21 protein-coding genes are annotated in these 21,154 nt (G+C 67.6%); 17 read left to right on the forward strand and 4 right to left on the reverse strand.

The genetic code is table 11. The annotated features are described in order from the left end of the window. Positions 1-126 precede the first annotated feature (126 nt). The 5 genes from HTY51_RS04115 (at position 127) to HTY51_RS04135 (ending at position 5,679) form a co-directional block, all read left to right on the forward strand. A complete protein-coding gene (locus HTY51_RS04115) occupies positions 127-369 on the forward strand; it encodes an exodeoxyribonuclease VII small subunit (protein ID WP_254606982.1) in 243 nt (80 codons plus the stop codon). A 104-nt stretch (positions 370-473) separates the two neighbouring features. After that, entirely contained in the window at positions 474-1,349 is an 876-nt protein-coding gene (locus HTY51_RS04120; protein WP_254606983.1) for a polyprenyl synthetase family protein, read from the forward strand. A gap of 8 nt (positions 1,350-1,357) precedes the next feature. Further along, on the forward strand, positions 1,358-3,247 hold the full coding sequence (gene dxs / locus HTY51_RS04125) for a 1-deoxy-D-xylulose-5-phosphate synthase (RefSeq protein WP_174251539.1): 1,890 nt from the start codon (positions 1,358-1,360) through the stop codon (positions 3,245-3,247). 124 nt (positions 3,248-3,371) lie between these two features. Continuing rightward, entirely contained in the window at positions 3,372-4,454 is a 1,083-nt protein-coding gene (locus HTY51_RS04130) for a TRAP transporter substrate-binding protein (RefSeq protein ID WP_174251540.1), read from the forward strand. 145 nt (positions 4,455-4,599) lie between these two features. Beyond that, positions 4,600-5,679 carry a TRAP transporter substrate-binding protein gene (locus HTY51_RS04135; protein WP_174251541.1) on the forward strand — a complete coding sequence of 360 codons (1,080 nt, stop codon included), beginning with the start codon at positions 4,600-4,602 and terminating at the stop codon, positions 5,677-5,679. Positions 5,680-5,973: 294 nt separating this feature from the next. On the opposite strand, the gene HTY51_RS04140 is transcribed toward HTY51_RS04135, so the two are convergent. Both HTY51_RS04140 and HTY51_RS04145 read right to left on the reverse strand, forming a co-directional pair. Continuing rightward, complete coding sequence (locus HTY51_RS04140; protein WP_174251542.1) at positions 5,974-7,785, reverse strand: TRAP transporter large permease subunit; 1,812 nt, start codon at positions 7,783-7,785, stop codon at positions 5,974-5,976. Further along, positions 7,786-8,388: a TRAP transporter small permease subunit gene (locus tag HTY51_RS04145; protein WP_174251543.1), complete on the reverse strand. Its 603-nt coding sequence runs from the start codon at positions 8,386-8,388 to the stop codon at positions 7,786-7,788. A gap of 204 nt (positions 8,389-8,592) precedes the next feature. On the opposite strand from HTY51_RS04145, the gene senA reads away from it, so the two are divergent. Continuing rightward, positions 8,593-9,861 carry a selenoneine synthase SenA gene (gene senA / locus HTY51_RS04150; RefSeq protein WP_174251544.1) on the forward strand — a complete coding sequence of 423 codons (1,269 nt, stop codon included), beginning with the start codon at positions 8,593-8,595 and terminating at the stop codon, positions 9,859-9,861. On the opposite strand, the gene HTY51_RS04155 is transcribed toward senA, so the two are convergent. After that, positions 9,804-10,994: a substrate-binding domain-containing protein gene (locus HTY51_RS04155; protein ID WP_371733857.1), complete on the reverse strand. Its 1,191-nt coding sequence runs from the start codon at positions 10,992-10,994 to the stop codon at positions 9,804-9,806. The two genes, senA and HTY51_RS04155, sit on opposite strands and share 58 nt — an antisense overlap. 61 nt (positions 10,995-11,055) lie before the next feature. On the opposite strand from HTY51_RS04155, the gene HTY51_RS04160 reads away from it, so the two are divergent. From HTY51_RS04160 to HTY51_RS04185, 6 genes are all read left to right on the forward strand, one after another. Further along, positions 11,056-11,799, forward strand: a complete 744-nt coding sequence (locus tag HTY51_RS04160) for an ABC transporter permease (RefSeq protein ID WP_174251545.1) — start codon at positions 11,056-11,058, stop codon at positions 11,797-11,799. Between the two features lie 112 nt (positions 11,800-11,911). Then, positions 11,912-12,637 (forward strand): phosphate ABC transporter ATP-binding protein, encoded by a 726-nt coding sequence (locus HTY51_RS04165; protein ID WP_254607043.1) that lies wholly within the window; start codon positions 11,912-11,914, stop codon positions 12,635-12,637. Next, on the forward strand, positions 12,634-13,446 hold the full coding sequence (locus tag HTY51_RS04170; RefSeq protein WP_174251546.1) for a substrate-binding domain-containing protein: 813 nt from the start codon (positions 12,634-12,636) through the stop codon (positions 13,444-13,446). The genes HTY51_RS04165 and HTY51_RS04170 overlap by 4 nt, the downstream gene beginning before the upstream one ends. Positions 13,447-13,461: 15 nt before the next feature. After that, the gene (locus tag HTY51_RS04175; protein WP_174251547.1) at positions 13,462-14,265 is read left to right on the forward strand and encodes a molybdate ABC transporter substrate-binding protein; all 804 of its coding nucleotides are present in this window, start codon (positions 13,462-13,464) and stop codon (positions 14,263-14,265) included. Further along, positions 14,262-14,762: a molybdopterin-dependent oxidoreductase gene (locus HTY51_RS04180; RefSeq protein WP_174251548.1), complete on the forward strand. Its 501-nt coding sequence runs from the start codon at positions 14,262-14,264 to the stop codon at positions 14,760-14,762. The genes HTY51_RS04175 and HTY51_RS04180 overlap by 4 nt, the downstream gene beginning before the upstream one ends. A gap of 39 nt (positions 14,763-14,801) precedes the next feature. After that, positions 14,802-15,323, forward strand: a complete 522-nt coding sequence (locus HTY51_RS04185) for a CAP domain-containing protein (protein ID WP_174251549.1) — start codon at positions 14,802-14,804, stop codon at positions 15,321-15,323. On the opposite strand, the gene HTY51_RS04190 is transcribed toward HTY51_RS04185, so the two are convergent. Beyond that, positions 15,320-16,225: a LysR family transcriptional regulator gene (locus HTY51_RS04190; protein ID WP_174251550.1), complete on the reverse strand. Its 906-nt coding sequence runs from the start codon at positions 16,223-16,225 to the stop codon at positions 15,320-15,322. The two genes, HTY51_RS04185 and HTY51_RS04190, sit on opposite strands and share 4 nt — an antisense overlap. A 121-nt stretch (positions 16,226-16,346) precedes the next feature. Between HTY51_RS04190 and HTY51_RS04195 the strand changes: the two genes are divergently transcribed. From HTY51_RS04195 to HTY51_RS04215, 5 genes are read left to right on the forward strand one after another with little or no spacing between them, the layout of a single operon-like run. Then, positions 16,347-16,772, forward strand: a complete 426-nt coding sequence (locus HTY51_RS04195) for a heme-binding protein (protein ID WP_174251551.1) — start codon at positions 16,347-16,349, stop codon at positions 16,770-16,772. A 29-nt stretch (positions 16,773-16,801) separates the two neighbouring features. After that, on the forward strand, positions 16,802-17,812 hold the full coding sequence (locus tag HTY51_RS04200; RefSeq protein ID WP_371733858.1) for an amidohydrolase family protein: 1,011 nt from the start codon (positions 16,802-16,804) through the stop codon (positions 17,810-17,812). Next, on the forward strand, positions 17,809-18,711 hold the full coding sequence (locus HTY51_RS04205; RefSeq protein ID WP_174251553.1) for a VOC family protein: 903 nt from the start codon (positions 17,809-17,811) through the stop codon (positions 18,709-18,711). The genes HTY51_RS04200 and HTY51_RS04205 overlap by 4 nt, the downstream gene beginning before the upstream one ends. Positions 18,712-18,743: 32 nt before the next feature. Beyond that, positions 18,744-19,604: a fumarylacetoacetate hydrolase family protein gene (locus tag HTY51_RS04210; protein ID WP_174251554.1), complete on the forward strand. Its 861-nt coding sequence runs from the start codon at positions 18,744-18,746 to the stop codon at positions 19,602-19,604. A gap of 2 nt (positions 19,605-19,606) precedes the next feature. Next, positions 19,607-21,151, forward strand: coding sequence for a bifunctional 3-(3-hydroxy-phenyl)propionate/3-hydroxycinnamic acid hydroxylase (locus HTY51_RS04215; protein ID WP_174251555.1), 1,545 nt, complete (start codon positions 19,607-19,609; stop codon positions 21,149-21,151). Positions 21,152-21,154: the final 3 nt, after the last annotated feature.

Raw genomic sequence — 21,154 nt, forward strand, 5'->3', positions numbered from 1 at the left:
GGGGGATTGTACCCCGGGGGCATGATCGTCATGCCGCTGCCAGAGGATTTTGTGTCTCCGGCCCCCATTTCAAGTCCTGCAGAGCAGGCAGCGCCTAAAATGCTGCGTTTGCACCCTCCTGTTTCCATGGCCAAGGCTTCCACATCCACCTCCGCACCCGGCACCCCCGTCAGCTACGAGGCGGCCCTGCAGGAACTCGAGCAACTGGTCAGCCGGCTGGAGTCCGGCGAACTGCCGCTGGAACAGCTGCTCACCGGCTACCAGCGCGGTGCCGAACTGCTCAGCTACTGCCGCGACAAGCTCGCCGCGGTGGAGGGCCAGATCAAGGTGCTGGACGAAGGCACCCTCAAGACATGGACACCAGAGTGAATATGAACGTCGCAGGGCCGTCCCAAGACGTGAAGGCCCCCTCGGGGGGCAGCGCAGCACACGCAGTGGCAAGCGTGGGGGCACATCCGACGACGGATTTCGATTTGCGTGCCTGGAGCACCGAGCGGCTGACGCGCGTGGAGCGTGCGCTGGAGACCTGGGTCGGCACCGACGCCCCGGCCGGACTGGGCGAGGCCATGCGGTATGCCGTGCTGGACGGCGGCAAGCGCCTGCGTCCGCTGCTGGTGCTGGCCGCCAGCGAGGCCGTGGGTGGCAACGAGCGCGCCGCCCTGCGCGCGGCCTGTGCGGTGGAGCTGATCCACGCCTACTCCCTGGTGCACGACGACATGCCCTGCATGGACAACGACGTGCTGCGCCGGGGCAAACCGACGGTGCACGTGAAGTACGGTGAGGCCGGTGCCCTGCTGGCCGGCGACGCGCTGCAGGCCCTGGCCTTCGAACTGCTCACCCCCGACAGCGACAACGTTCCCGAAGCCATGCAGGCGCGCCTGTGCCGCCTGCTCGCACACGCGGCCGGCAGCGCTGGCATGGCCGGCGGCCAGGCCATCGACCTGGCCAGCGTGGGACTCAAGCTCGATGAAAACCAGCTGCGCCACATGCACCGCCTCAAGACGGGCGCCCTGTTGCAGGGCAGCGTGCTGATGGGCGTGGCCTGTGGTGATGTGAGCGCCGGCGAGCGACAGGCCTTGAGCGATTTTGGCGCCGCCCTCGGTCTGGCCTTCCAGGTGGTGGACGACATCCTCGACGTGACGGCCGATTCCGCCACCCTGGGCAAGACCGCCGGCAAGGACGCCGAGCAGGACAAGCCCACCTATGTGTCCATCCTCGGGCTGGAGCGTTCGCGTGCTTACGCGCAGGAGCTGCATGCGCAGGCGCTGGCCGCGCTGGATGCCAGCGGCCTGGCCGACGCGCGTGCCCTGCGCGCCCTGGCCGACATGGTGGTCGATCGAGTGAATTGAGCAAGAGCATGTCCGATACCACCTACCCCCTGCTGCAGACGGTCAACGACCCGGCTGACCTGCGCCAGCTCACACGCGCCCAGTTGCGCCCCCTGGCCGACGAACTGCGTGCCTATGTGCTCGAAAGCGTGTCCAGGACCGGCGGGCACCTCAGCTCCAACCTCGGCACCGTGGAACTTACCGTGGCGCTGCACTACGTCTTCAACACGCCGCACGATCGTGTGGTCTGGGACGTGGGCCACCAGACCTATCCGCACAAGATCCTGACCGGCCGGCGCGAGCGCATGGGTACGCTGCGCCAGCTCGGCGGCCTCAGCGGTTTTCCGCAGCGCAGCGAAAGCGAGTACGACGCCTTCGGCACCGCGCACAGCAGCACCTCGATCTCCGCCGCCCTGGGCATGGCCCTGGCCGCGCGCCAGAAGGGCGAGGACCGCCACGCCATTGCCGTCATCGGCGACGGCGCCATGACGGCCGGCATGGCCTTCGAGGCGCTGAACCACGGTGGCGTCGAAGACTGCAAGCTGCTGGTCATCCTCAACGACAACGACATGTCGATCAGCCCGCCGGTGGGTGCGCTCAACCGCTACCTTGCCCAGCTCATGAGCGGGCGTTTCTACGCCGCAGCCAAGCAGGTGGGCAAGACCGTGCTCAAGGGCGCGCCGCCGCTGTTCGAGCTGGCCAAGCGCTTCGAGGAGCACGCCAAGGGCATGGTGGTGCCGGCGACTCTCTTTGAGAAGTTCGGCTTCAACTACATCGGCCCCATCGACGGCCACGACCTCGACTCGCTGATCCCCACGCTGGAAAACATCAAGCACCTGCAGGGCCCGCAGTTCCTGCACGTGGTCACCAAGAAGGGCCAGGGCTACAAGCTGGCCGAGGCCGACCCCGTGGCCTACCACGGCCCCGGCAAGTTCGATCCGGCCGTGGGCCTGGTCAAGCCCGCCACGCCCCCGAAGCAGACCTTCACGCAGGTGTTCGGCCAGTGGCTGTGCGACATGGCCGACCATGATCCGCGCCTGGTCGGCATCACGCCGGCCATGCGCGAAGGCTCGGGCATGGTGGAGTTCCACCAGCGTTTCCCGGGCCGTTATTACGACGTCGGCATCGCGGAGCAGCACGCCGTCACCTTTGCCGCCGGCCTGGCCTGCGAGGGACTCAAGCCGGTGCTGGCCATCTACTCCACCTTCCTGCAGCGTGGTTACGACCAGCTCATCCACGACGTGGCCCTGCAGAACCTGCCCGTGGTGTTCGCGCTGGACCGTGCCGGCCTGGTCGGTGCCGACGGCGCCACCCACGCCGGCAACTACGACATTCCCTACCTGCGCTGCATCCCCAACATGGCCGTGGCCTGCCCGGCCGACGAGCGTGAATGCCGTCAGTTGCTCTCCACCGCTTTCGAGCAGAACCACCCTGTGGCCGTGCGTTACCCGCGCGGTGCCGGCGTGGGTGTCGCGACGGTTGCCGGTCTGCAGGGCCTGCCTTACGGCAAGGGGGAGGTGCGCCGCGAGGGCAAGGGCATCGCCATCCTGGCCTTCGGCACACTGCTCTACCCGGCCCTGGCCGCGGCCGAGAAGCTGGGGGCCACCGTGGTCAACATGCGCTGGGCCAAGCCGCTGGACGTGGAGCTGCTGCTCAAGGTGGCCGCCACGCACGAGGCGCTGGTCACGGTGGAGGAGGGTGCCATCATGGGCGGTGCTGGCAGCGCTGTGGGCGAGGCCCTGCAGGCCGCCGGCCTGCTCAGGCCCCTGCTGCAGCTGGGCCTGCCCGATGTGTTCATCGAGCACGGGGACCCCGCGAAGCTGCTGGCCTTGCAGGGGCTGGACGCGGCCGGCATCCAGGCCAGCATCGAACGCCGTTACCCCGCGCTGGTCAAGCCCGCGCTCAAGGTCGTCGGCTGAGCCCGGTCGCGCAGCGCGCGCTGTGGTGATTACCTAGGGTTTTCCCTCGCAACGGGGCTACACTCCAAGGCTGCCCACCGCTGCATATGCGTGGGATGTGCAACCCTGAACTGGAGTCAAGAACATGGATCGTCGTTCCCTCATCAAACAGGCCGGCATTGCCGGCGTGCTGGCCGCTGGTGCCGCCCCCGCCGTCCACGCCCAGGCTGCCGTGCGCTGGCGCCTGGCCTCGAGCTTCCCCAAATCGCTCGACACCATCTTCGGCAGCGCCGAGAAGTTCTCGCAGACCGTCAAGTCCCTGTCCGGCGGCAAGTTCGAAGTCTCGGTGCATGCGGCCGGCGAATTGATGCCCGCTTTCGGCGTGGTGGATGCGCTGCAGAACGGCACCGTCGAGATGGCGCAGACCGCGCCCTACTATTTCACCGGCAAGAGCCCCATCTTCGCCTTCGGTTGCGCCGTGCCTTTCGGCCTGACCGCACGCCAGATGGACGCCTGGATGGAGCACGGCAACGGCCGCAAGCTGATGGATGCCTTCCTCGACCAGTACAACATCAAGAGCCGCAGCGCCGGCAACACCGGCACCCAGATGGGCGGCTGGTACCGCAAGGAAATCAAGACGGTCAAGGACCTCAAGGGCCTGAAGATGCGCATGGGTGGCGGCCTGTTCGGCGAGACCATGCAGAAGCTGGGCGTCGTGGCCCAGAACATGCCCGCCGGCGAGGTCTACCAGGCGCTGGAAAAGGGTACGCTGGATGCCACCGAGTTCGTCGGCCCCTACGACGACGAGAAGCTGGGCTTCAACAAGGTGGCTCCCTTCTACTACTACCCCGGCTGGTGGGAAGGCGGCGCCGAGCTCGAGTTCTTCATCAACAAGAAGGCCTACGCTGCGCTGTCCTCCGAGAACCAGGCCATCGTCGACGCCGCCACCGCCGTGGCCGCGCGTGACATGACCGCCAAGTACGACGCCATGAACCCGCTGGCCCTCAAGCGACTGGTCGCTGCCAAGACCCAGCTCAAGCCCTTCTCCAAGGAGATCATGGACGCCGGCTACAAGGCCGCCATGGCCGTCTTCGCCGAGCACGAGGCCAAGTCGCCCGAGTTCAAGAAGATCCACCAGGACATGCGCGCCTTCCAGCGCGACCAGATCCTGTGGGCGCGTTTCTCCGAGTTCCGCTACGACGGCTTCATGTCCTCCGCCAAACTGTAAGCCGAGCGACAATGAGCATAAGGAACGGGCCTGCGGGCCCGTTTTCTTTTGCGTAGAAGCACGTACGGGGGTAAGCCCCTATGCCTGTGGCAGTGGGCGCTTCCTAGAATCGGCCCACCTCAGTTCATCAAAGAAGGAGACATTCATGGACCGTCGTTCCCTTATCAAGCACGCAGGCATTGCCGGCGTGCTGGCTGCCGGCGCCGCACCTGCCGTGCACGCCCAGGCCGCCATCCGCTGGCGCCTGGCCTCCAGCTTCCCCAAGGCCCTGGACACCATCTTCGGCGCTGCCGAAGTCTTTGCCCGCAAGGTCAAGGAAATGTCGGGTGGCAAATTCGAGATCTCGGTGCATGCCGGCGGTGAGCTGGTCCCGCCCTTCGGCGTGGTGGATGCCGTGCAGAACGGTACCGTCGAGTGCTGCCACACGGCGCCCTACTACTTCTTCGGCAAGGACGAGACCTTCGCCCTGGGCTGTGCCATCCCCTTCGGCCTGAACAGCCGCCAGATGACCGCCTGGATCTACCAGGGCAACGGCGGCAAACTGCTGCGCGAGTTCTACGCCAACTACAACATCGTCAACTTCGCGGCCGGCAACACGGGCGCGCAGATGGGCGGCTGGTACCGCAAGCAGATCAAGAGCGTCAAGGACATGAAGGGCCTGAAGTTCCGCGTCGGCGGCTTCGCCGGCAAGGTGATCGAGCGCATGGGCGGCGTGCCGCAGAACATCCCTGGTGGCGAGATCTACCAGGCGCTGGAAAAGGGCACCATCGACGCCGCCGAGTGGGTGGGTCCGTACGACGACCAGAAGCTGGGCTTCTACAAGGTCGCTCCTTTCTACCACTACCCCGGCTGGTGGGAAGGTGGCCCGCAGCTCGACGTGTTCGTCAACAACAAGGCCTATGAGTCCCTGTCGCCCGAGAACAAGGCCATCGTCGAGGCTGCCGCAGCCTTCGCCCACACCGACATGCAGGCCAAGTACGACGCCAAGAACCCCGAGGCCCTGAAGCAGCTGGTCGCCAACAAGGCCAAGGTCGTGCCCTTCCCCAAGGACGTGCTGGACCTGGCCTTCAAGGAATCCATGGCCCTGTACAGCGACATCAGCGCCAAGAACCCGAACTGGAAGAAGGTCTACACCGACTACAGCAACTTCCGCCGCGAGCAGAACCTCTGGTTCCGTTTCACGGAAGCGCGTTTCGACAGCTACATGCAGTCGCAGAAGCTGTAAGTCCCTCCACGGCGACTTCGCAAGCCCCGCTCCGGCGGGGCTTTTTTTTGCCTGTGCCCTTTTGCCAGGCCCGGGGATGGACGGGGCGGGCGCAGCGGGTCTCGCTCGTCCGCCGGTGCGCGGGTCGTGCTGGCGCTGCTGTGGCCGCCGGTGCGGCAGGCCGGGCGCAGAGGCGCTGTGGCCCGGCCCGCTTGCCAGAGGCCCCGGACGGGCAAGAAAAAGCCCCGCCGAAGCGGGGCTGGTGCGGGGCAGCTGTCGGGCGCGCCAGGCGCCCTCAGCGATCCCGGGCCGGGCTTATTTGCCGTCCTTTTTCATCGCGTCCTGCAGGGCCTGCATGGGATCGGCCTCGGTCTGCGAGCTTTCATCATCCTCGGGCTTGAGTTCAGGTTCGGACGCCTCGTCCCCGGCGGGTGCTTCTTCCTCGCCGGTGGCGTTGCTCTGCATCTCCAGCTGCTGCATCACCTCGCTGTCCGAGAGGTTCTGCCCCTTGTCGATATTGCCTGTCACCAGATTGGGGAAGGCCATGATGATGCCCACCATGAAGAGCTGGATGATGATGAAGGCGATCGAGCCCTTGTAGATCTGTCCGGTGGTCACGGCCGGGATCAGCTGGCCGGTGACGCGATCGGTGTAGTCCTTCTTGGGCGCCACGCTGCGCAGGTAGAACAGCGCGAAGCCGAAGGGCGGGGTCAGGAATGAAGTCTGCAGGTTCATGGCGATGATCACGCCGAACCAGATCATGGCCACGTCGGCCGTCATGCCCGGGAACAGGCCGGGCAGGATCTTCTCGGCCACCGGCGCCAGCAGCGGGATCACGATGAAGGCGATCTCGAAGAAGTCGATGAACATGCCCAGGATGAAGACCAGGATGTTCACCACGATCAGGAAGCCCCAGGCCCCGCCGGGCATGTCGGCAAACAGGTGCTCGACCCAGAAGTGGCCGTCGGCCGCATTGAAGGTGAAGCTGAAGACCGTGGAGCCGATCAGGATGAACAGCACGAAGGAGGCCAGCTTGGCGGTGTTGTCCAGCGCCTGTTTCATCAGCCCCATGCCCAGGCGGCGTTTGCCCAGGGCCAGCACCAGGGCACCGACTGCGCCCATGGCGCCGCCTTCGGTGGGGGTGGCCACGCCCAGGAAGATCGTGCCCAGCACCAGGAAGATCAGGATCAGCGGGGGCATGAGCACAAAGGTCACCTGCTCGGCCAGGCGCGACAGCAGGCCCAGCTTGCTCACGCGGTTGACGATGGCCAGGGCCAGGCCGGTCAGCGAGGCCAGGGTCATGGACATGATCACGATCTCGTCGCCGGGCGAGGGCACGGTGCGCTCCAGCCAGGCGGTCATCAGGCCGTCGTGCACCAGGGACCAGGCATAACCCACGCCGGCGCAGATCAGCACCAGCACCAGCAACGAGCGGTGGCCCGACGTGCCGTTGGGTTCACGGTAGATGCGCGCCTCGGGCGGCAGGGCCGGCACCATGGAGGGCTTGAACAGGGCCACGATCACCACGAACAGCAGGTACAGGCCCACCAGCAGCAGGCCCGGCACCAGCGCGCCGGCGTACATGTCGCCCACCGAGCGGCCCAGCTGGTCGGCCAGCACGATCAGCACCAGCGAGGGCGGGATGGCCTGCGCCAGCGTGCCCGAAGCCGTGATGGCGCCCATGGCGATGGTGCGGCTGTAGCCGTAGCGCAGCATGATGGGCAGCGAGATCAGGCCCATGGAGATCACGGCCGCGGCCACCACACCCGTGGTGGCGGCCAGCAGGGCGCCCACCAGGATCACCGCGATGGCCAGGCCGCCGCGCAGCGGGCCGAACACCTGGCCCACGGTCTCCAGCAGGTCTTCGGCCATGCCGGAGCGCTCCAGGATGATGCCCATGAAGGTGAAGAAGGGGATGGCCAGCAGCGTGTCGTTCTGCATGATGCCGAAGATACGCAGCGGCAGGGCCTGGAACAGGGAGGACGGAAACAGGCCGATCTCCATGCCGATGAAACCGAAGCCCAGACCGGTGGCGGCCAGCGCAAAGGCCACCGGGAAACCCGTCAGCAGCAGAACCAGCAGGCCCGCAAACATGATGGGCACGAACTGTTGTGCGAGGAATTCCATTTATTTTTCTCCAGCCAGCTTGCGGGCGGCGATGGCTTCGAGTTCTTCCAGGTGCTTCTGCTCGTCGCTCTTGTGGTCGGCGTCGGCCAGGCTGTCCGGCCCCTGGCCGAGCAGGAATAACACGCGCTTGAGCAGCTCCGACAGGGCTTGCAGCAGCAGCAGGGTAAAACCCAGGGGCATGAAGGCGTAGACCGGCCAGCGGATCAGTCCGCCGGCGTTCTGCGACATCTCACCCGAGGTGTAGGCCTGGGTGAACATGGGCCAGCTCAGGGCGATGCAGATGCCGCAGAAGGGGATCAGCACCAGCAGGATGCCGCCCACGTCGATCCAGTTGCGTGCGCGGGCGCTCAGGCGCGCGGCGATGAAGTCGATGCGCACATGCGAGTTCTTGAGGAAACCGTAACCCGCGCCCAGCATGAAGACGGCGGCAAACAGGTACCACTGGATCTCCAGCAGGCCGTTGGAGCTGGTGCCGAAGGCCTTGCGCACGATGGCGTTGCCGGCGCTGATGAGGGTGGTGGCCAGGATCAGCCACATGGTGAGCCAGCCGACCCGGCTGCTCAGGCTGTCGATCAGCCTTGATAGTTTTAAGAGTACCTGCATGCTCGCTCCAGGAAAGGGTGGTCCGGTGCCTGCCAGCGGGGGCCACAGCACCGGTAGGTGCGCGGGTGTCGGCCGCCGCAACTGGCAAAACGACTGATTTTAAAGGGGGGGCAGGGGACGCTCTCCGGGTGTAAACACCAGTAGGTAGTTCTGCCGACCGCCACCTGTGGTCGACAGCTGCGGCGGCCCGCGGAATAATGGGCCATGGCCTTCGAAATTCCCGTCCCCTCCTTCTCCCGGCTCGACAGCGCCGACCTGCGCCGCGCCGGGCGGGACCTGCTGAGCCTGGCGCTGATGGACGCGCGCAACCACACCCTGTTCCTGATCGACCAGTACGAGCAGGCGCTGCGGGTGCAGGGCATGCAGGTGCCCTGTCTGCCCGAGCTCAACCCGCCCTTGTGGGAGCTGGGCCACCTGGGCTGGTTCCAGGAGCGCTGGATCGGGCGCAACCTGCAGCGCCACCAGGGGCCACGTGCCGACCCTCAGGCCACGCTCCTGGCCTCGCTGCTGCCCCAGGCCGACTTCTGGTGGGACTCCAGCCGCATGCCGCACGACCGGCGCTGGGCGCTGGAACTGCCCTCGCTGGGTGACATCAAGTCCTACCTGCTGGCCACTTTCGAAGCCACCCTGGAGCTGCTGGCCAAGACCCCGGACGAGGACGACGCGCTCTATTTCTATCGCCTGGCCCTGTTCCACGAGGACATGCACGGCGAGGCCTTCGTCTACATGGCCCAGACCCTGGGCCTGCGCCTGCAGCTGGATCTGCCGGCGCCCGCCCTCACGCGCGAGCCCCTGTGGCTGCCGGCCACCCGCTGGCGGCTGGGGCTGGATGCGGGCGACGGTTTCACCTTCGACAACGAGCGCCCGGCGCACGAGGTGGCGGTGCCCGAGTTCGAGATCGACGCCCAGCCCGTGAACTGGACCCAGTACGTCGAATTCGTCGCCGATGGCGGCTACGACCGGCCCGAGCTCTGGCTGCCGGCCGGCTGGGACTGGCTGCAGGACCAGGTCCGGCGCGAAGGGCGCCGCGCGCCGCGCCATGTCGAGCAGATCGGCGTGGCGCGCCCCGGCGGCCATGGGGCTGTGCTGCAGCGCTGGTTCGGCCAGACCGTGCGCATGGCCGGCTGGTCACCCGTGATGCACGTGAGCTGGTGGGAGGCCGACGCCTGGTGCCGCTGGGCCGGCCGGCGCCTGCCTACCGAGGTCGAGTGGGAGCTGGCGGCGCACCAGGCTGCCGCGCGCGGTTTCCGCTGGGGCGAGGTCTGGGAGTGGACGGCCAGCACCTTCTACGGCTACCCCGGTTTCGCGGCCGACCCCTACCGCGACTATTCCGAGCCCTGGTTCGGCACCCACAAGGTGCTGCGCGGCGCCTCGCTGGCCACGCGCCGGCGCATGAAATCGCCCAGGTACCGCAACTATTTCCTGCCCGGGCGCGACGACGTCTTCAGCGGTTTCCGCTCCTGCACCGTCTGAGGCGTCTTGCGCGCCGTCCTGCCGGCCGGTTTGTCCTTCGGTTTGCGGTAGTTCCACCAGGGCAGCAGGCGGCTCATGGCCAGCACCTGTCCTGGCTGGGCAGCGGGCTGGTAGCCCGGCAACTGCTGCAGCTGCTGCAACCAGCCCTCGCCCTGCAGCACCTTGCATAGGGCCTGCACCGCCGGTTCGTCCAGCGCCGACTTCAGGCAGACCAGGTGGTAGTCCTCCTCGACCAGGGGCACGAAGTCCAGGCCGCGCGCACGCGCCGATGCCTCGATCCCCAGGCCCGCGTCGGCCTGGCCGGCGGCGATGGCCTGCGCCACCGCGGCGTGCGAAGGCTCGGTGTGGCGGTAACCCTTGATGCGGCCGGCTGCGATGCCCTGCTGCCTGAGCAACTCGTCGAGCAGCACGCGCGTGCCCGTGCCCAGTGCGCGGTTGACGAAGCGCACCCCGCTGCGCATCAGGTCTGGCAGGCCATGCAGGCCCAGCGGATTGCCCCTGGCCACCATCAGCCCCTGGCTGCGCCGCGCGAAACCGATGATCTTGTGCAGGCCGGGCTTGAGCAGGGGTTTGTAGGTCTGCTCCGCCAGCGAGCCCGCACCGGGCTGCTGTAGCGTGTGGAAACCGGCCATCACGCAACGCCCTTCGTTGAGCGCGCGGATCGCGTCCACGCTGCCCATGAAACGCACATCCAGGTGCAGTTGCTGCGTCTGTGCCGCGTGGGCGCGCAGGGCGCTCAGGGCGTCGTCGTGGCTGGCGTAGAGCGTGAGCACGTGCACCGAGTCGTCGAAAGCGACGGCATAGGCGCGCTCCAGGTCGGCGCGCAGCGCCTCGATCTGCTGTGACAGGCGGGCCTGCGCCTGGCGCTCGGCCCACAGCAGCTTGGTGCCGAACTCGCTCAGGCGCGCAGACTGGCCTTTTTCCCAGATCAGCAGCTCGTTGCCCAGTTCGTTCTCCCAGCGCTTGAGCTCGCCCCAGACGTGGCGGTAGGACAGGTCGAGCTGGCGGGCGGCGGCCGAGATCGAGCCGCTTTCCTGCACCGCGTGCAGCATGTCCAGCAGGGGGTTGCGGATCAGGCCGGGCTGTTGCTGGGCCTGCGGGACGAAGGTGTAGTGGAACTGCAACCTATGCACGGTAGTTCATATGGTGGGGTTTTGGGCTAGTCCATACGATACCTGACAACAACTCCCGTTTATGTCGACCTACACCGAAAGCGCGAGCACAGCGCTGCAACTCATCACCTCCCTCGACCCCGCCCTGCTGGCCATCGTCGGCCGTTCGCTGGGCGTCAGCGCCACGGCCTGTGCCATCGCCTGCGTGCTGGGCGTGGTGCTCGGGGCCTGGCTGGGGGTGGCGCGCTTCACCGGCCGCGATGCCGTGCTCACCCTGCTCAACACGATGCTGGCCGTGCCCTCGGTGGTGGTGGGCCTGGTGGTCTACCTGCTGCTGTCACGCTCCGGCCCGCTGGGCCATCTGGGCTGGCTCTTCAACTTCGAGGCCATGGTGCTGGCCCAGGCCATCCTGGTGCTGCCCGTGGCCACCGCGCTCACGCGCCAGGTCATCGAGGACGCCGAGGTCCAGCACGGCGAGCAGCTGCGCTCCCTGGGCGCGGGCACCGGCCTGCGCGGCCTGCTGCTGGCCTGGGACGAACGCTACGCCCTGCTCACCATGCTCATGGCCTCCTTCGGCCGTGCCATCTCCGAAGTGGGCGCCGTGATGATCGTGGGCGGCAACATCGACGGCTTCACGCGGGTCATGACCACGGCCATCGCCCTGGAGACCAGCAAGGGCGACCTGCCGCTGGCGCTGGCGCTGGGCATCATCCTGCTGGGTGTGGTGCTGGGTCTCAACACCCTGATCGCCCTGGTGCGCCGCTGGCGCGAGCGCGTCGAAGGCAGCGGCCGTGGCCTCAGCCTGGGCGTGGAGGCCGCAGCATGAGCACCGCACGGCCGTCAGCAGGTGCTCGCACCGCAGTGCGCAGCACGGAGGTTTCCCGGTGAGCGCCGTGTTGCCGACCCGTGGCACCACGCTGCACGACCTGGGCGACGCCATCGAGCGTTCGGCCCGGCCCGTCTTCGAGCTGCAGTCGACCGGCCTGGCCTTCGGTGCCTTGCAGGCCTTGCGCGAGCTGAACCTCTGCATCCAGCCCGGCGAGTCCGTGGCCCTGCTGGGCGCCAACGGCAGCGGCAAGAGCACGCTGCTGCGTGTCCTGCACGGCCTGCTGCGGCCCACGGCCGGCCATTGCCTGGCCGATCCCGGCCTGCGCCAGGCCATGCTGTTCCAGCGCCCCTTCATGCTGCGCACCACGGCGCAGAACAATGTGGCCCTGGCCCTGTGGCTGCGCGGCACGCCCTGGCGCGAGGCGCGCATCCGCGCGCTGCTCGCATTGGAGCGTGTGGGCCTGCGGCTCCAGGCCGGCCAGCCGGCGCGCACGCTCTCGGGCGGGCAGCAGCAGCGTTTGGCCCTGGCACGTGCCTGGGCACTGAGTCCTGAGGTGCTGCTGCTGGACGAACCCACCGCCAGCCTGGATCCGCACGCCAAGCGCGAGGTCGAGCAGCTCATTGCCGACTTCGCCGCGGGCCCAGGGGGCCGGCCCGTCACCGTGGTCTTCGCCAGTCACAACCTGGGCCAGGTCAAACGCCTGGCCACCCGTGTCATCTACCTGGAACTCGGCCGTGTATTGGCCGACCTGCCGGTACAGGAATTTTTCGACGCCGAACGGCTGCAGGCCGTTTCCCCATCCGCTGCATTGTTTGTCAAAGGAGAACTCGCATGAACCACTTCAAATCCGCCTTCCTCAAGGTCGCTGTCGGTGCCACGCTGGCCGTCGCTGCGCTGGCCGCTTCGGCCCAGACCATCGTGATGTCGTCCACGACATCCACCGAGCAGTCGGGCCTGTTCACCTACCTGCTGCCCGAGTTCAAGAAGGCCAGCGGCATCGACATCAAGGTCGTGGCCCTGGGCACCGGCCAGGCGCTGGACATGGCGCGCCGCGGTGACGCCGACGTGGTCTTCGTGCACGACCAGGTGGCCGAAGAGAAGTTCGTCGCCGACGGCTTCGGCCTCAAGCGCCAGGCCGTCATGTACAACGACTTCGTGCTGATCGGCCCCAAGGCCGACCCGGTGGCGACCAGGGGCAGCGACATCGTGGCCGCGCTCAAGAAGATCGCCGCGGCCAACGGCGCCTTCATCTCGCGCGGTGACAAGAGCGGCACGCACGCCGCCGAACTGCGTTTCTGGAAGATGGCCGGCCTGGAGGCCAAGGGCAGCGGCTACAAGGAATGCGGCTGCGGCATGGGCCCGGCGCTCAACATCGCCGCCAGCAGCGGCGCCTACGTGCTGGCCGACCGCGGCACCTGGCTCAACTTCAAGAACCGCGCCGATCTGGCCGTGCTGGTCGAGGGCGACAAGCGCCTGTTCAACCAGTACGGCGTGATGGTGGTCAACCCCGCCAAGCATCCGCAGGTCAAGCTGGCGGCAGCGCAGAAGTTCGTCGACTGGGTGGTCTCGCCCGCCGGCCAGAACGCCATCGCCGGCTACAAGATCGGCGGCGAACAGCTGTTCTTCCCGAACGCCGGTCAGTAAGCCCGGTGGTGCCACATGAAGCGCATCGCGTTCATCCTCGGCACCATCGCGCTGGCGCTCGCGGGCTGTGCCATGACTGAGCAGGCCGCGACACCGCTGCCGGTCTACGCCGCCGGCAGCCTGCGCGAGGCGCTCACCGCCATCGCTGCCGACCACGAGGCCCGCAGCGGCCAGAAGGTCGCGCTGACCTTCGGCGCCTCGGGCCTGCTGCGCCAGCGCATCGAGCAGGGCGAGGGCGCTTTGGTCTTCGCCTCGGCCGACACCGAGCATCCGCAGCGCCTGGCCGCACGCGGGGGCTGGGCGCCGCCGCAGGTCTTTGCACGCAACAGCCTGTGCGCGCTGACTGCGGCCCACATCAGCGCCACGCCCGACACCTTGCTGGCCACACTCTTGCGCCCCGACGTGCGCCTGGGCACTTCCACGCCGAAGGCCGACCCTTCAGGTGACTACGCCTGGGCCCTGTTCCGCAAGGCCGAAGCCGTGCGGCCCGGCGGCTATGCGCTGCTGGAAACCAAGGCGCTCAAGCTCACCGGCGGCGCGGATTCGCCCAAGCCGCCGGCCGGCCGCGGTACCTACGCCTGGGTCATGGACGAAGGCCAGGCCGACGTCTTCCTGACCTACTGCACCAATGCCGTGGCCTCGCAACGCGAAGTGCCGCGCCTGAAGATCGTGCAGGTGCCGCCCGAGCTGCAGGTGGGCGCCGCCTACGGGCTCACACAACGCAGTGACGCCCCGCGGGCCGCGCGCGACTTCGTGGCCTACCTGCTCTCCGAACCGGGGCAGGCCGTGCTGCAGCGTTACGGCTTCGGCCGGCCATGAGAGCCCTGCTGTTCCTGCTCTGCTGCTGGGCCGGCGCCGCGCAGGCGGCCGGGCCCGTGCTGCTGCAGGTCGGTGGTTTGGTGCAGCACAAGCTCACGCTCACCGCGCAGGACCTTCAGGCCCTGCCGCAGAAGGACTACACGGAAAAACGCAGTGTCATCGTCGAGGGCCGCGAGGTGACGCAGACCGTGCTGATGCGCGGCATCCCCCTGCGTGCGCTGCTCGACCAGGCCGGCCTGGCTTCCGATCGCCACTCGGTACGCCGTGCCTATGTGCTGCTGACCGCACAGGACGGCTACCAGACGGTCTTCTCCTGGGGCGAGCTCTACAACACCCGCGGGGGCGACGACGTGCTGGTGCTGCTCAAGCACGGTGACGACGACCTGCTCGCGCGTGACGGCTTTCCCTCGTTGCGTTCGCTGCAGGACGTGCGCCCCGGCCCGCGCCATGTGCGCTGGCTCACTTCCGTGGATGTGCTGCTGGCACCCAGCCGCTGAAGGCCGGCGCGGCCGTGCTCTTGTCCTAAGATGCAGCGTATGACATCCAGATGGTCAGGGCTCGTGCTGCTGCTGTTTGCCGGTTTTGCTGGCGCGCAGGAGATCGACCGCGCAGCCATGGTGGCTGCCCACAACCAGTGGCGAGCCCAGGTCGGCGTGGGCGAACTCAGCTATTCGCCCCGTCTGGAGGTTTCGGCCCAGGCCTGGGCCGACCAGCTGAAGCGGACGAATCAGTGCCGCATGCAGCACAGCAAGACCGAGGGGCGCTACGGCGAAAACCTCTACTGGTCCAGCGCCCTGCGCTGGTCGGACGGGCGACGCGAGCAGGCCCGGGTGTCGCCGGCCCAGGTGGTCGACAGCTGGGGCAGCGAGAAGCGCGACTACAACCACGAGAAGAACAGCTGCAAGCCCGGCAGGATGTGCGGCCACTACACGCAGCTGGTCTGGCAGACCAGCACCGAGGTCGGCTGTGCCATGGCCGTGTGTGCGGACAGCCAGGACCAGGTCTGGGTCTGCCAGTACCAGCCGGCGGGCAACTGGGTCGGGCGCAAGCCTTATTAGTCCTGCCGGAACAGCTCGTGGATTTGCTTGCGCAGCCAGACGTGCGCCGGGTCCTTCTGGAAACGCTGGTGCCAGAACAGGTGCACGTCGATCACCGGTGACTTCATGGGCGTGTCCACGTAGCGCACCTCACCGTGCTGCACGAAGAACGCCGCCAGGTCGCGCGGCACGGTGGCGATCAGGTCCGAGGTCTCGACGATGGGCAGCAGGCTCATGAAGTGCGAAAGCTCCACCACCACGCGCCGCTGGATGCCCTTGGCCTGCAGGAACTGCTCGATCACGTGCTCGCGGCCATCGGGTTTGACCACCGCGTGCGAGGCCTTGAGGAACTGGGGCAGTGTCAGCTTGCCCCGGCCCAGCGGGTGCCCCTTGCGCAGCAGGCAGACATGCGAGCTGCGGATCAGGCGCTGCTGGTAGAAGCCTGCCTTCTGCAGGTCGGGGAAATAACCGATGGCCAGTTCGGCCGCGCCCGACTCCAGCGCCGAGGCAGCCGCGTGGCGCGGCATGGCCAGGGTCTTCAGGCTGACCTGCGGCGCGTGTTCGGCCAAGTGTGCCAGCAGGCGCGGCAGGAAGTTCATCTCGGCGATGTCCGGCGTCAGCAGGGTGTAGGCGCGCTGGCTGCTGGCCGGATCGAAGATCGAAGGCTGCAGGATCTCGGACTGGATGGTCAGCACGATGGGCCGGATCACCGTGCCCAGGCCCTCGGCGCGCGGCGTGGGATTCATCTGCGCACCGGCGCGCACGAACAGCGGGTCGTCGAAGAGCACGCGCAGCCGGGCCACCGCCGCACTCATGGCCGGCTGGCTCAGGCCCAGCGCCTCGCCGGCGCGGGTTACGTTGCGGTGCTGCAGCATGGCGTCGAACACCACCAGCAGGTTCAGGTCGACCGATCGTATATCCATGCCATGGATTCTATGTATTTATGGAATCGACTAGATCAATGATGGGGCTCTCCCTAGACTCGCTTCCATCACTGATTTGATCCGCGTCAAGACGGATCCGGCCCACGAGGAGACAGACAAGGTGCAGACACTCATGCTCGCCCAGGCGCAGCAGATCATTGCGGGCGCGCTGGCCCATTCCAGAACCGCCGGCTACAAGCCCATGGGTATCGTCGTGCTGGACGAGGCGGGGCATCTCAAGGCCTTTGCCCGCGAGGACGGCGCCAGCATGTTCCGTTTCGAGGTCGCCCAGGCCAAGGCCTGGGGTGCGGTGGGCATGGGCGTGTCCAGCCGTCTGCTGGGCCAGCGCGCCAAGGACAACCCCAACTTCTTCGTCTCCCTGGCCGCCACGGCTGGCGGCAAATTCCTGCCGCAGACCGGTGCCGTTCTCATCAGGAATGCCGACGGCGAGACCCTGGGCGCCGTGGGCGCCAGCGGCGGCACTGGTGAAGAGGACGAAGCCATCTGCATCGCCGGTGTGGTGTCGGCCGGCCTGGTCGCGGGCTAAGGGCGTTGCATATGCACTGCAACTGCGGCGTGGATGTCCACGCCCACGTCATCCCCGGTGAATTTCCTGCCTGGCTGGGCGGGGCCGCACCCAGCGGCTGGCCTTCCATGGCGCCGGCGCAGGACTGTTTTCACCGCAGCGTGATGATCGATGGCAAGAACTACCGCACCGTCTCCGACAAGAGCTGGACCACCTCGCGTCGCCTGGCCGACTTCGCCGACATGGGCCTGGAACTGCAGGCCATCTCGCCCATGCCCGAACTGCTGTCCTACTGGCTGGCGCCGGCCGTGGGTGCGCAGCTGGTGCGTTACCTCAACGAGCAGATCGCCGGCATGGTGGCCGAGTCCGGCGGCCGGCTCATCGGCCTGGGGGCCGTGCCGCTGCAGGATATGGACCTGGCCATCCGCGAACTGACTTACATCAAGACATCCCTGGGGCTCAAGGGTGTGGAGATCGGCAGCAACATCAACGGCGTCGTCATGGGCGACCCGCGCTGGCTGCCTTTTTTCGAGGCCTGCGCCGCGCTGGATATGCCGGTCTTCGTGCACGCGCTGCGCCCGGCCGGCATGGACCGCCTGGTCGGCCCGCCGCCGCTGCAGCAGGTGCTGGCCTATCCCACCGACGTGGGCCTGGCCGCCGCCTCCGTGCTCACCGGCAACCTGCTGGCCCGCGTGCCCGGCCTGCGCCTGGCCTTCAGCCACGGCGGTGGCACGCTGGCCATGCTGCTGCCGCGCCTGCAGCAGGCCATGTCCGTCTTCCCCGCGTTGAAGGACAGCGTGCTGAAGTCACCCGCCGAACAGGCGCGTGAACTCTATTACGACACCCTGGTGTTTGATGCGCCCACGCTGCAGCACCTGGTGCGCACTTTTGGCGCCTCGCAACTCATGGTGGGCACCGACTACCCCTTCAACTTCCACGACGCCCGTCCGCTGGAGAGCATCCGCGCCGCGGGTTTCGACGAGACCGTCGTCGACCAGCTGACGCAGGCCAATGCCCGGCGCTTTCTGGGTTTGCCCATTTCACAAGGAAAACAAGCATGACCCATGCCTCTTCCCGCGTGGCCGCCCTGCGCAGCGTGGCCCTGACCGTGCCCGACCTGGCACAGGCCGAAGCGTTCTACACCGGCACCTGGAATCTCAGCGTGGCCGCGCGCACGAGTGATGCCCTCTACCTGCGCGGCACAGGTGCCGACCATCACCTGCTGGCCCTGCACCAGGCTCCGGGTCCGGCGCGCATCCGCAACGTCACGCTGCGCGCGCGCAACCGTGCGGCGCTGGACGAAGTAGCGCAGGCCGTCAACGCGGCGGGCGGTCGTGTGCTGGAGTCCGTGGGTCCGGTGCAGGAGCCCGGTGGTGGCACGGCTGTGACCGTGGCCGATGCCGACGGCCGCATCTTCCGCCTGGTGCACGGCGACGCCTTGCACACCGACGCGCGTGAAGAAAAAGACCGCCCCCTGCGCCTGGCCCACACCGTGCTCAACAGCCACGACGTGGAAGCCACACGCGCCTTCATGGAGCAGGTCTTCGACTTCTCGCTTTCTGACCGCACCCGCATCATGGCCTTCATGCGTTGCAACAGCGACCACCACAGCATCGCGCTGGGCGACACCGACAACGACGCGCTCAACCACATCGCCTTCCTCATGCCCGACCTGGAGTCCGTCATGCGCGGCGGTGGCCGCATGCGCGACGCGGGTTACGGCATCGAGTGGGGGCCGGGCCGACACGGCCCCGGCGACAACGCCTTCAACTACTTCGTCGGCCCCTTCGATGTGGTCATCGAATACACGGCCGAGGTCGAGCAGGTCGACGACAGCTACCAGGCCAGACAGCCCTCGGACTGGACCTGGCCACCGGGCCGCGTCGACCAGTGGGGCATCTCGTTGCCGCCCAGCGCGCGCCTGAAGCAGGCGCAAAAAGCCATTGTTTTCGTTTCCTGAATTTTTTCTGATTTGTAGCCAGGAGTTTTTTCATGCGTTTCATCACCTACATCCAGGGCGGCCAGCAGCGACTGGGCGTCGTCACCGGCCAGGAGGTCATCGACCTGAACCAGGCCCAGCCCCAGATCAGCGCCGACCTGCGCACCGCCCTGCGCGCGGGCCAGGACCTGGCCGGTGCCGCCAAGGCGGCCATCGCCTCCAACGCCAGGCGCGTGCCGCTGGCCAGCGTGACGCTGGCCCCCGTGCTGCCCGAGCCCGGCAAGATCGTCTGCCTGGGCCTGAACTACTACGACCACGCCAAGGAAGGCGGACGCGAGAAGCCGGTCTACCCCTGGTTCTTCCTGCGCTGCGCCTCCTCGCTGCTGGCACCCAACGCCAAGGCCCTGCGCCCCAAAGTCTCCGAGCGCCTGGACTGGGAGGCCGAACTGGCCGTGGTGATCGGCAAGACCGTGAAGCACTGCACGATGGACAACGCGCTGGAAGCGGTGTTCGGTTATTCCGTCTTCAACGACATCTCGGTGCGCGACTACCAGAAGAAGACACCGCAGTGGAGCATCGGCAAGAACTTCGACCGCACCGGCCCCTTCGGCCCCGCGCTGGTCACCGCCGACGAACTGCCCGCGGGCGCCACCGACCTGCGCATCCAGGCGCGCCTGAACGGCCAGGTCATGCAGGACGCCAACACCCGCGACATGATCTGGGGCGTGGCCGAGACCATCCAGCTGCTCACCGAGTGCATGACGCTGGAGCCCGGCGACGTGATCGTCATGGGCACGCCGGCCGGCGTGGGCCAGGCCCGCACGCCCCCGGTCTGGATGAAACACGGCGACGTGGTCGAGATCGAGATCGAGAACATCGGCCTGCTGCGCAACACCATCGAGGACGAGGCCTGACCATGGCGAACGTGAAAGCGGCGGCGCCTTATGACGTCGCCATCGTTGGCTTCGGCCCGTCGGGTGCGGTCGCGGCCGGCCTGCTGGGCGCCTTGGGCATCCGCACCTATGTGTGCGACAAGCTGCGCGAGGTCTACGACAAACCCCGCGCCATCGCGCTGGACCACGAGATCATCCGCCTGTTCCAGCAGATGGGCGTGGCGAAAAAGATCAAGCCTTTTGTCGAACCCTTTACCGATTCGGTCTATTACGGCGTGGACGGCCAGGTCATCAAGCGCATGTCCACCGTGGCGCCGCCTTACCCGCTGGGCCACACGCCCTCGGTGGTGTTTACCCAGCCGCCGGCCGAGCGCATCCTGCGCGAGCACGCGCTGTCCTTTCCCTGCGTCACCGTGGCCCTGGGCCAGACGCTCACGCAGATCAAGCAGGACGCCGACAAGGCGACGCTCACCCTCAGCGGTGACGATGGCAAAACCTCTACCGTGCAGGCGCGTTATGTCATCGCCTGCGACGGGGCGTCGAGTACCGTGCGCAGCCAGGTCGGCATCACGCTGGAAGACCTGGATTTCGACGAACCCTGGCTGGTGGTCGATGTGCTGGTCAATGAGCAAGGCCTGGCCAAACTGCCGACCACCAGCGTGCAGTACTGCAAGCCCGAACGCCCCAGCACCTACCTGATCTGCCCCGGCAAGCACCGCCGCTGGGAAATCTCCATCAACCCCGGCGAAGACCCGACGCAGGTGGCCACACCCGCAGGCACCTGGAAGCTGCTGGCCCCCTGGCTCACGCCGGCCGATGCCACGCTCTGGCGCCAGGCCAGCTACCGCTTCCACGCCCTGGTGGCCAGCCAGTGGCGCAGCGGCCGCGTTTTCGTGGCGGGTGACGCCGCCCACCAGCAGCCGCCCTTCCTGGGCCAGGGCATGTGCCAGGGCGTGCGCGACGTGGCCAACCTCTGCTGGAAGCTGCAGGCCGTGCTGCAGGCCGGCGCGCCCGAACGCCTGCTCGACAGCTACGGCGAGGAGCGCAAGGCCCACGTCATCGACCTCACCACGCGCATCAAGGGCATCGGCCAGATCATCTGTGAGCGCGACCCCGTGCGCGCCCGCGCGCGTGATGCGAAGCTGCTGGCCGAATGCGGTGGTGTGGTGCAGCCCACGCCGCGCCAGGACGTGCAGCCCGCGCTGCGCGCCGGCCTGTTGGCCGCACAGGTGCATCCCGCGCGCGGCACCATCTTCCCCCAGCCCTGGTTGCTGATCGATGGCGACAAGCAGCGCATGGACGACGTGCTGGGCAGCGGCTGGCGCCTGGTGCTGGCAGAGCATGCAGATGCCGCCCTGCGCCAGCAGGCGCGCGTGCAGGTGCGGCCCGGCCTCACCGTGGTCCAGCTCGGCACACCCGGCTGCACCGAGGCCGAGGGCGTGCTGCAACGCTGGTTCGAGCGCCAGGGCTGCACGGCCGCCCTGGTGCGCCCCGACCATTACGTGTACGGCGTGGCATCCGGTGCGCAGGAACTTGCGGCGCAGCTGGAGGCGCTGGCGGCTTTCTGAGAT

Origin of the sequence: Rhodoferax sp. BAB1 (assembly GCF_013334205.1) — a bacterium.
Classification (GTDB): domain Bacteria; phylum Pseudomonadota; class Gammaproteobacteria; order Burkholderiales; family Burkholderiaceae_C; genus Hylemonella.

Excerpts from the sequence above, each read along its gene's own strand:
- HTY51_RS04115 (WP_254606982.1), top strand. The coding sequence starts at position 127 with ATGGCCAAGGCTTCCACATCCACCTCCGCACCCGGCACCCCCGTCAGC.
- dxs (WP_174251539.1), top strand. The coding sequence starts at position 1,358 with ATGTCCGATACCACCTACCCCCTGCTGCAGACGGTCAACGACCCGGCT.
- HTY51_RS04130 (WP_174251540.1), top strand. The coding sequence starts at position 3,372 with ATGGATCGTCGTTCCCTCATCAAACAGGCCGGCATTGCCGGCGTGCTG.
- HTY51_RS04135 (WP_174251541.1), top strand. The coding sequence starts at position 4,600 with ATGGACCGTCGTTCCCTTATCAAGCACGCAGGCATTGCCGGCGTGCTG.
- HTY51_RS04140 (WP_174251542.1), bottom strand. The coding sequence starts at position 7,785 with ATGGAATTCCTCGCACAACAGTTCGTGCCCATCATGTTTGCGGGCCTG.
- HTY51_RS04145 (WP_174251543.1), bottom strand. The coding sequence starts at position 8,388 with ATGCAGGTACTCTTAAAACTATCAAGGCTGATCGACAGCCTGAGCAGC.
- senA (WP_174251544.1), top strand. The coding sequence starts at position 8,593 with ATGGCCTTCGAAATTCCCGTCCCCTCCTTCTCCCGGCTCGACAGCGCC.
- HTY51_RS04160 (WP_174251545.1), top strand. The coding sequence starts at position 11,056 with ATGTCGACCTACACCGAAAGCGCGAGCACAGCGCTGCAACTCATCACC.
- HTY51_RS04170 (WP_174251546.1), top strand. The coding sequence starts at position 12,634 with ATGAACCACTTCAAATCCGCCTTCCTCAAGGTCGCTGTCGGTGCCACG.
- HTY51_RS04175 (WP_174251547.1), top strand. The coding sequence starts at position 13,462 with ATGAAGCGCATCGCGTTCATCCTCGGCACCATCGCGCTGGCGCTCGCG.
- HTY51_RS04180 (WP_174251548.1), top strand. The coding sequence starts at position 14,262 with ATGAGAGCCCTGCTGTTCCTGCTCTGCTGCTGGGCCGGCGCCGCGCAG.
- HTY51_RS04185 (WP_174251549.1), top strand. The coding sequence starts at position 14,802 with ATGACATCCAGATGGTCAGGGCTCGTGCTGCTGCTGTTTGCCGGTTTT.
- HTY51_RS04190 (WP_174251550.1), bottom strand. The coding sequence starts at position 16,225 with ATGGATATACGATCGGTCGACCTGAACCTGCTGGTGGTGTTCGACGCC.
- HTY51_RS04205 (WP_174251553.1), top strand. The coding sequence starts at position 17,809 with ATGACCCATGCCTCTTCCCGCGTGGCCGCCCTGCGCAGCGTGGCCCTG.
- HTY51_RS04210 (WP_174251554.1), top strand. The coding sequence starts at position 18,744 with ATGCGTTTCATCACCTACATCCAGGGCGGCCAGCAGCGACTGGGCGTC.
- HTY51_RS04215 (WP_174251555.1), top strand. The coding sequence starts at position 19,607 with ATGGCGAACGTGAAAGCGGCGGCGCCTTATGACGTCGCCATCGTTGGC.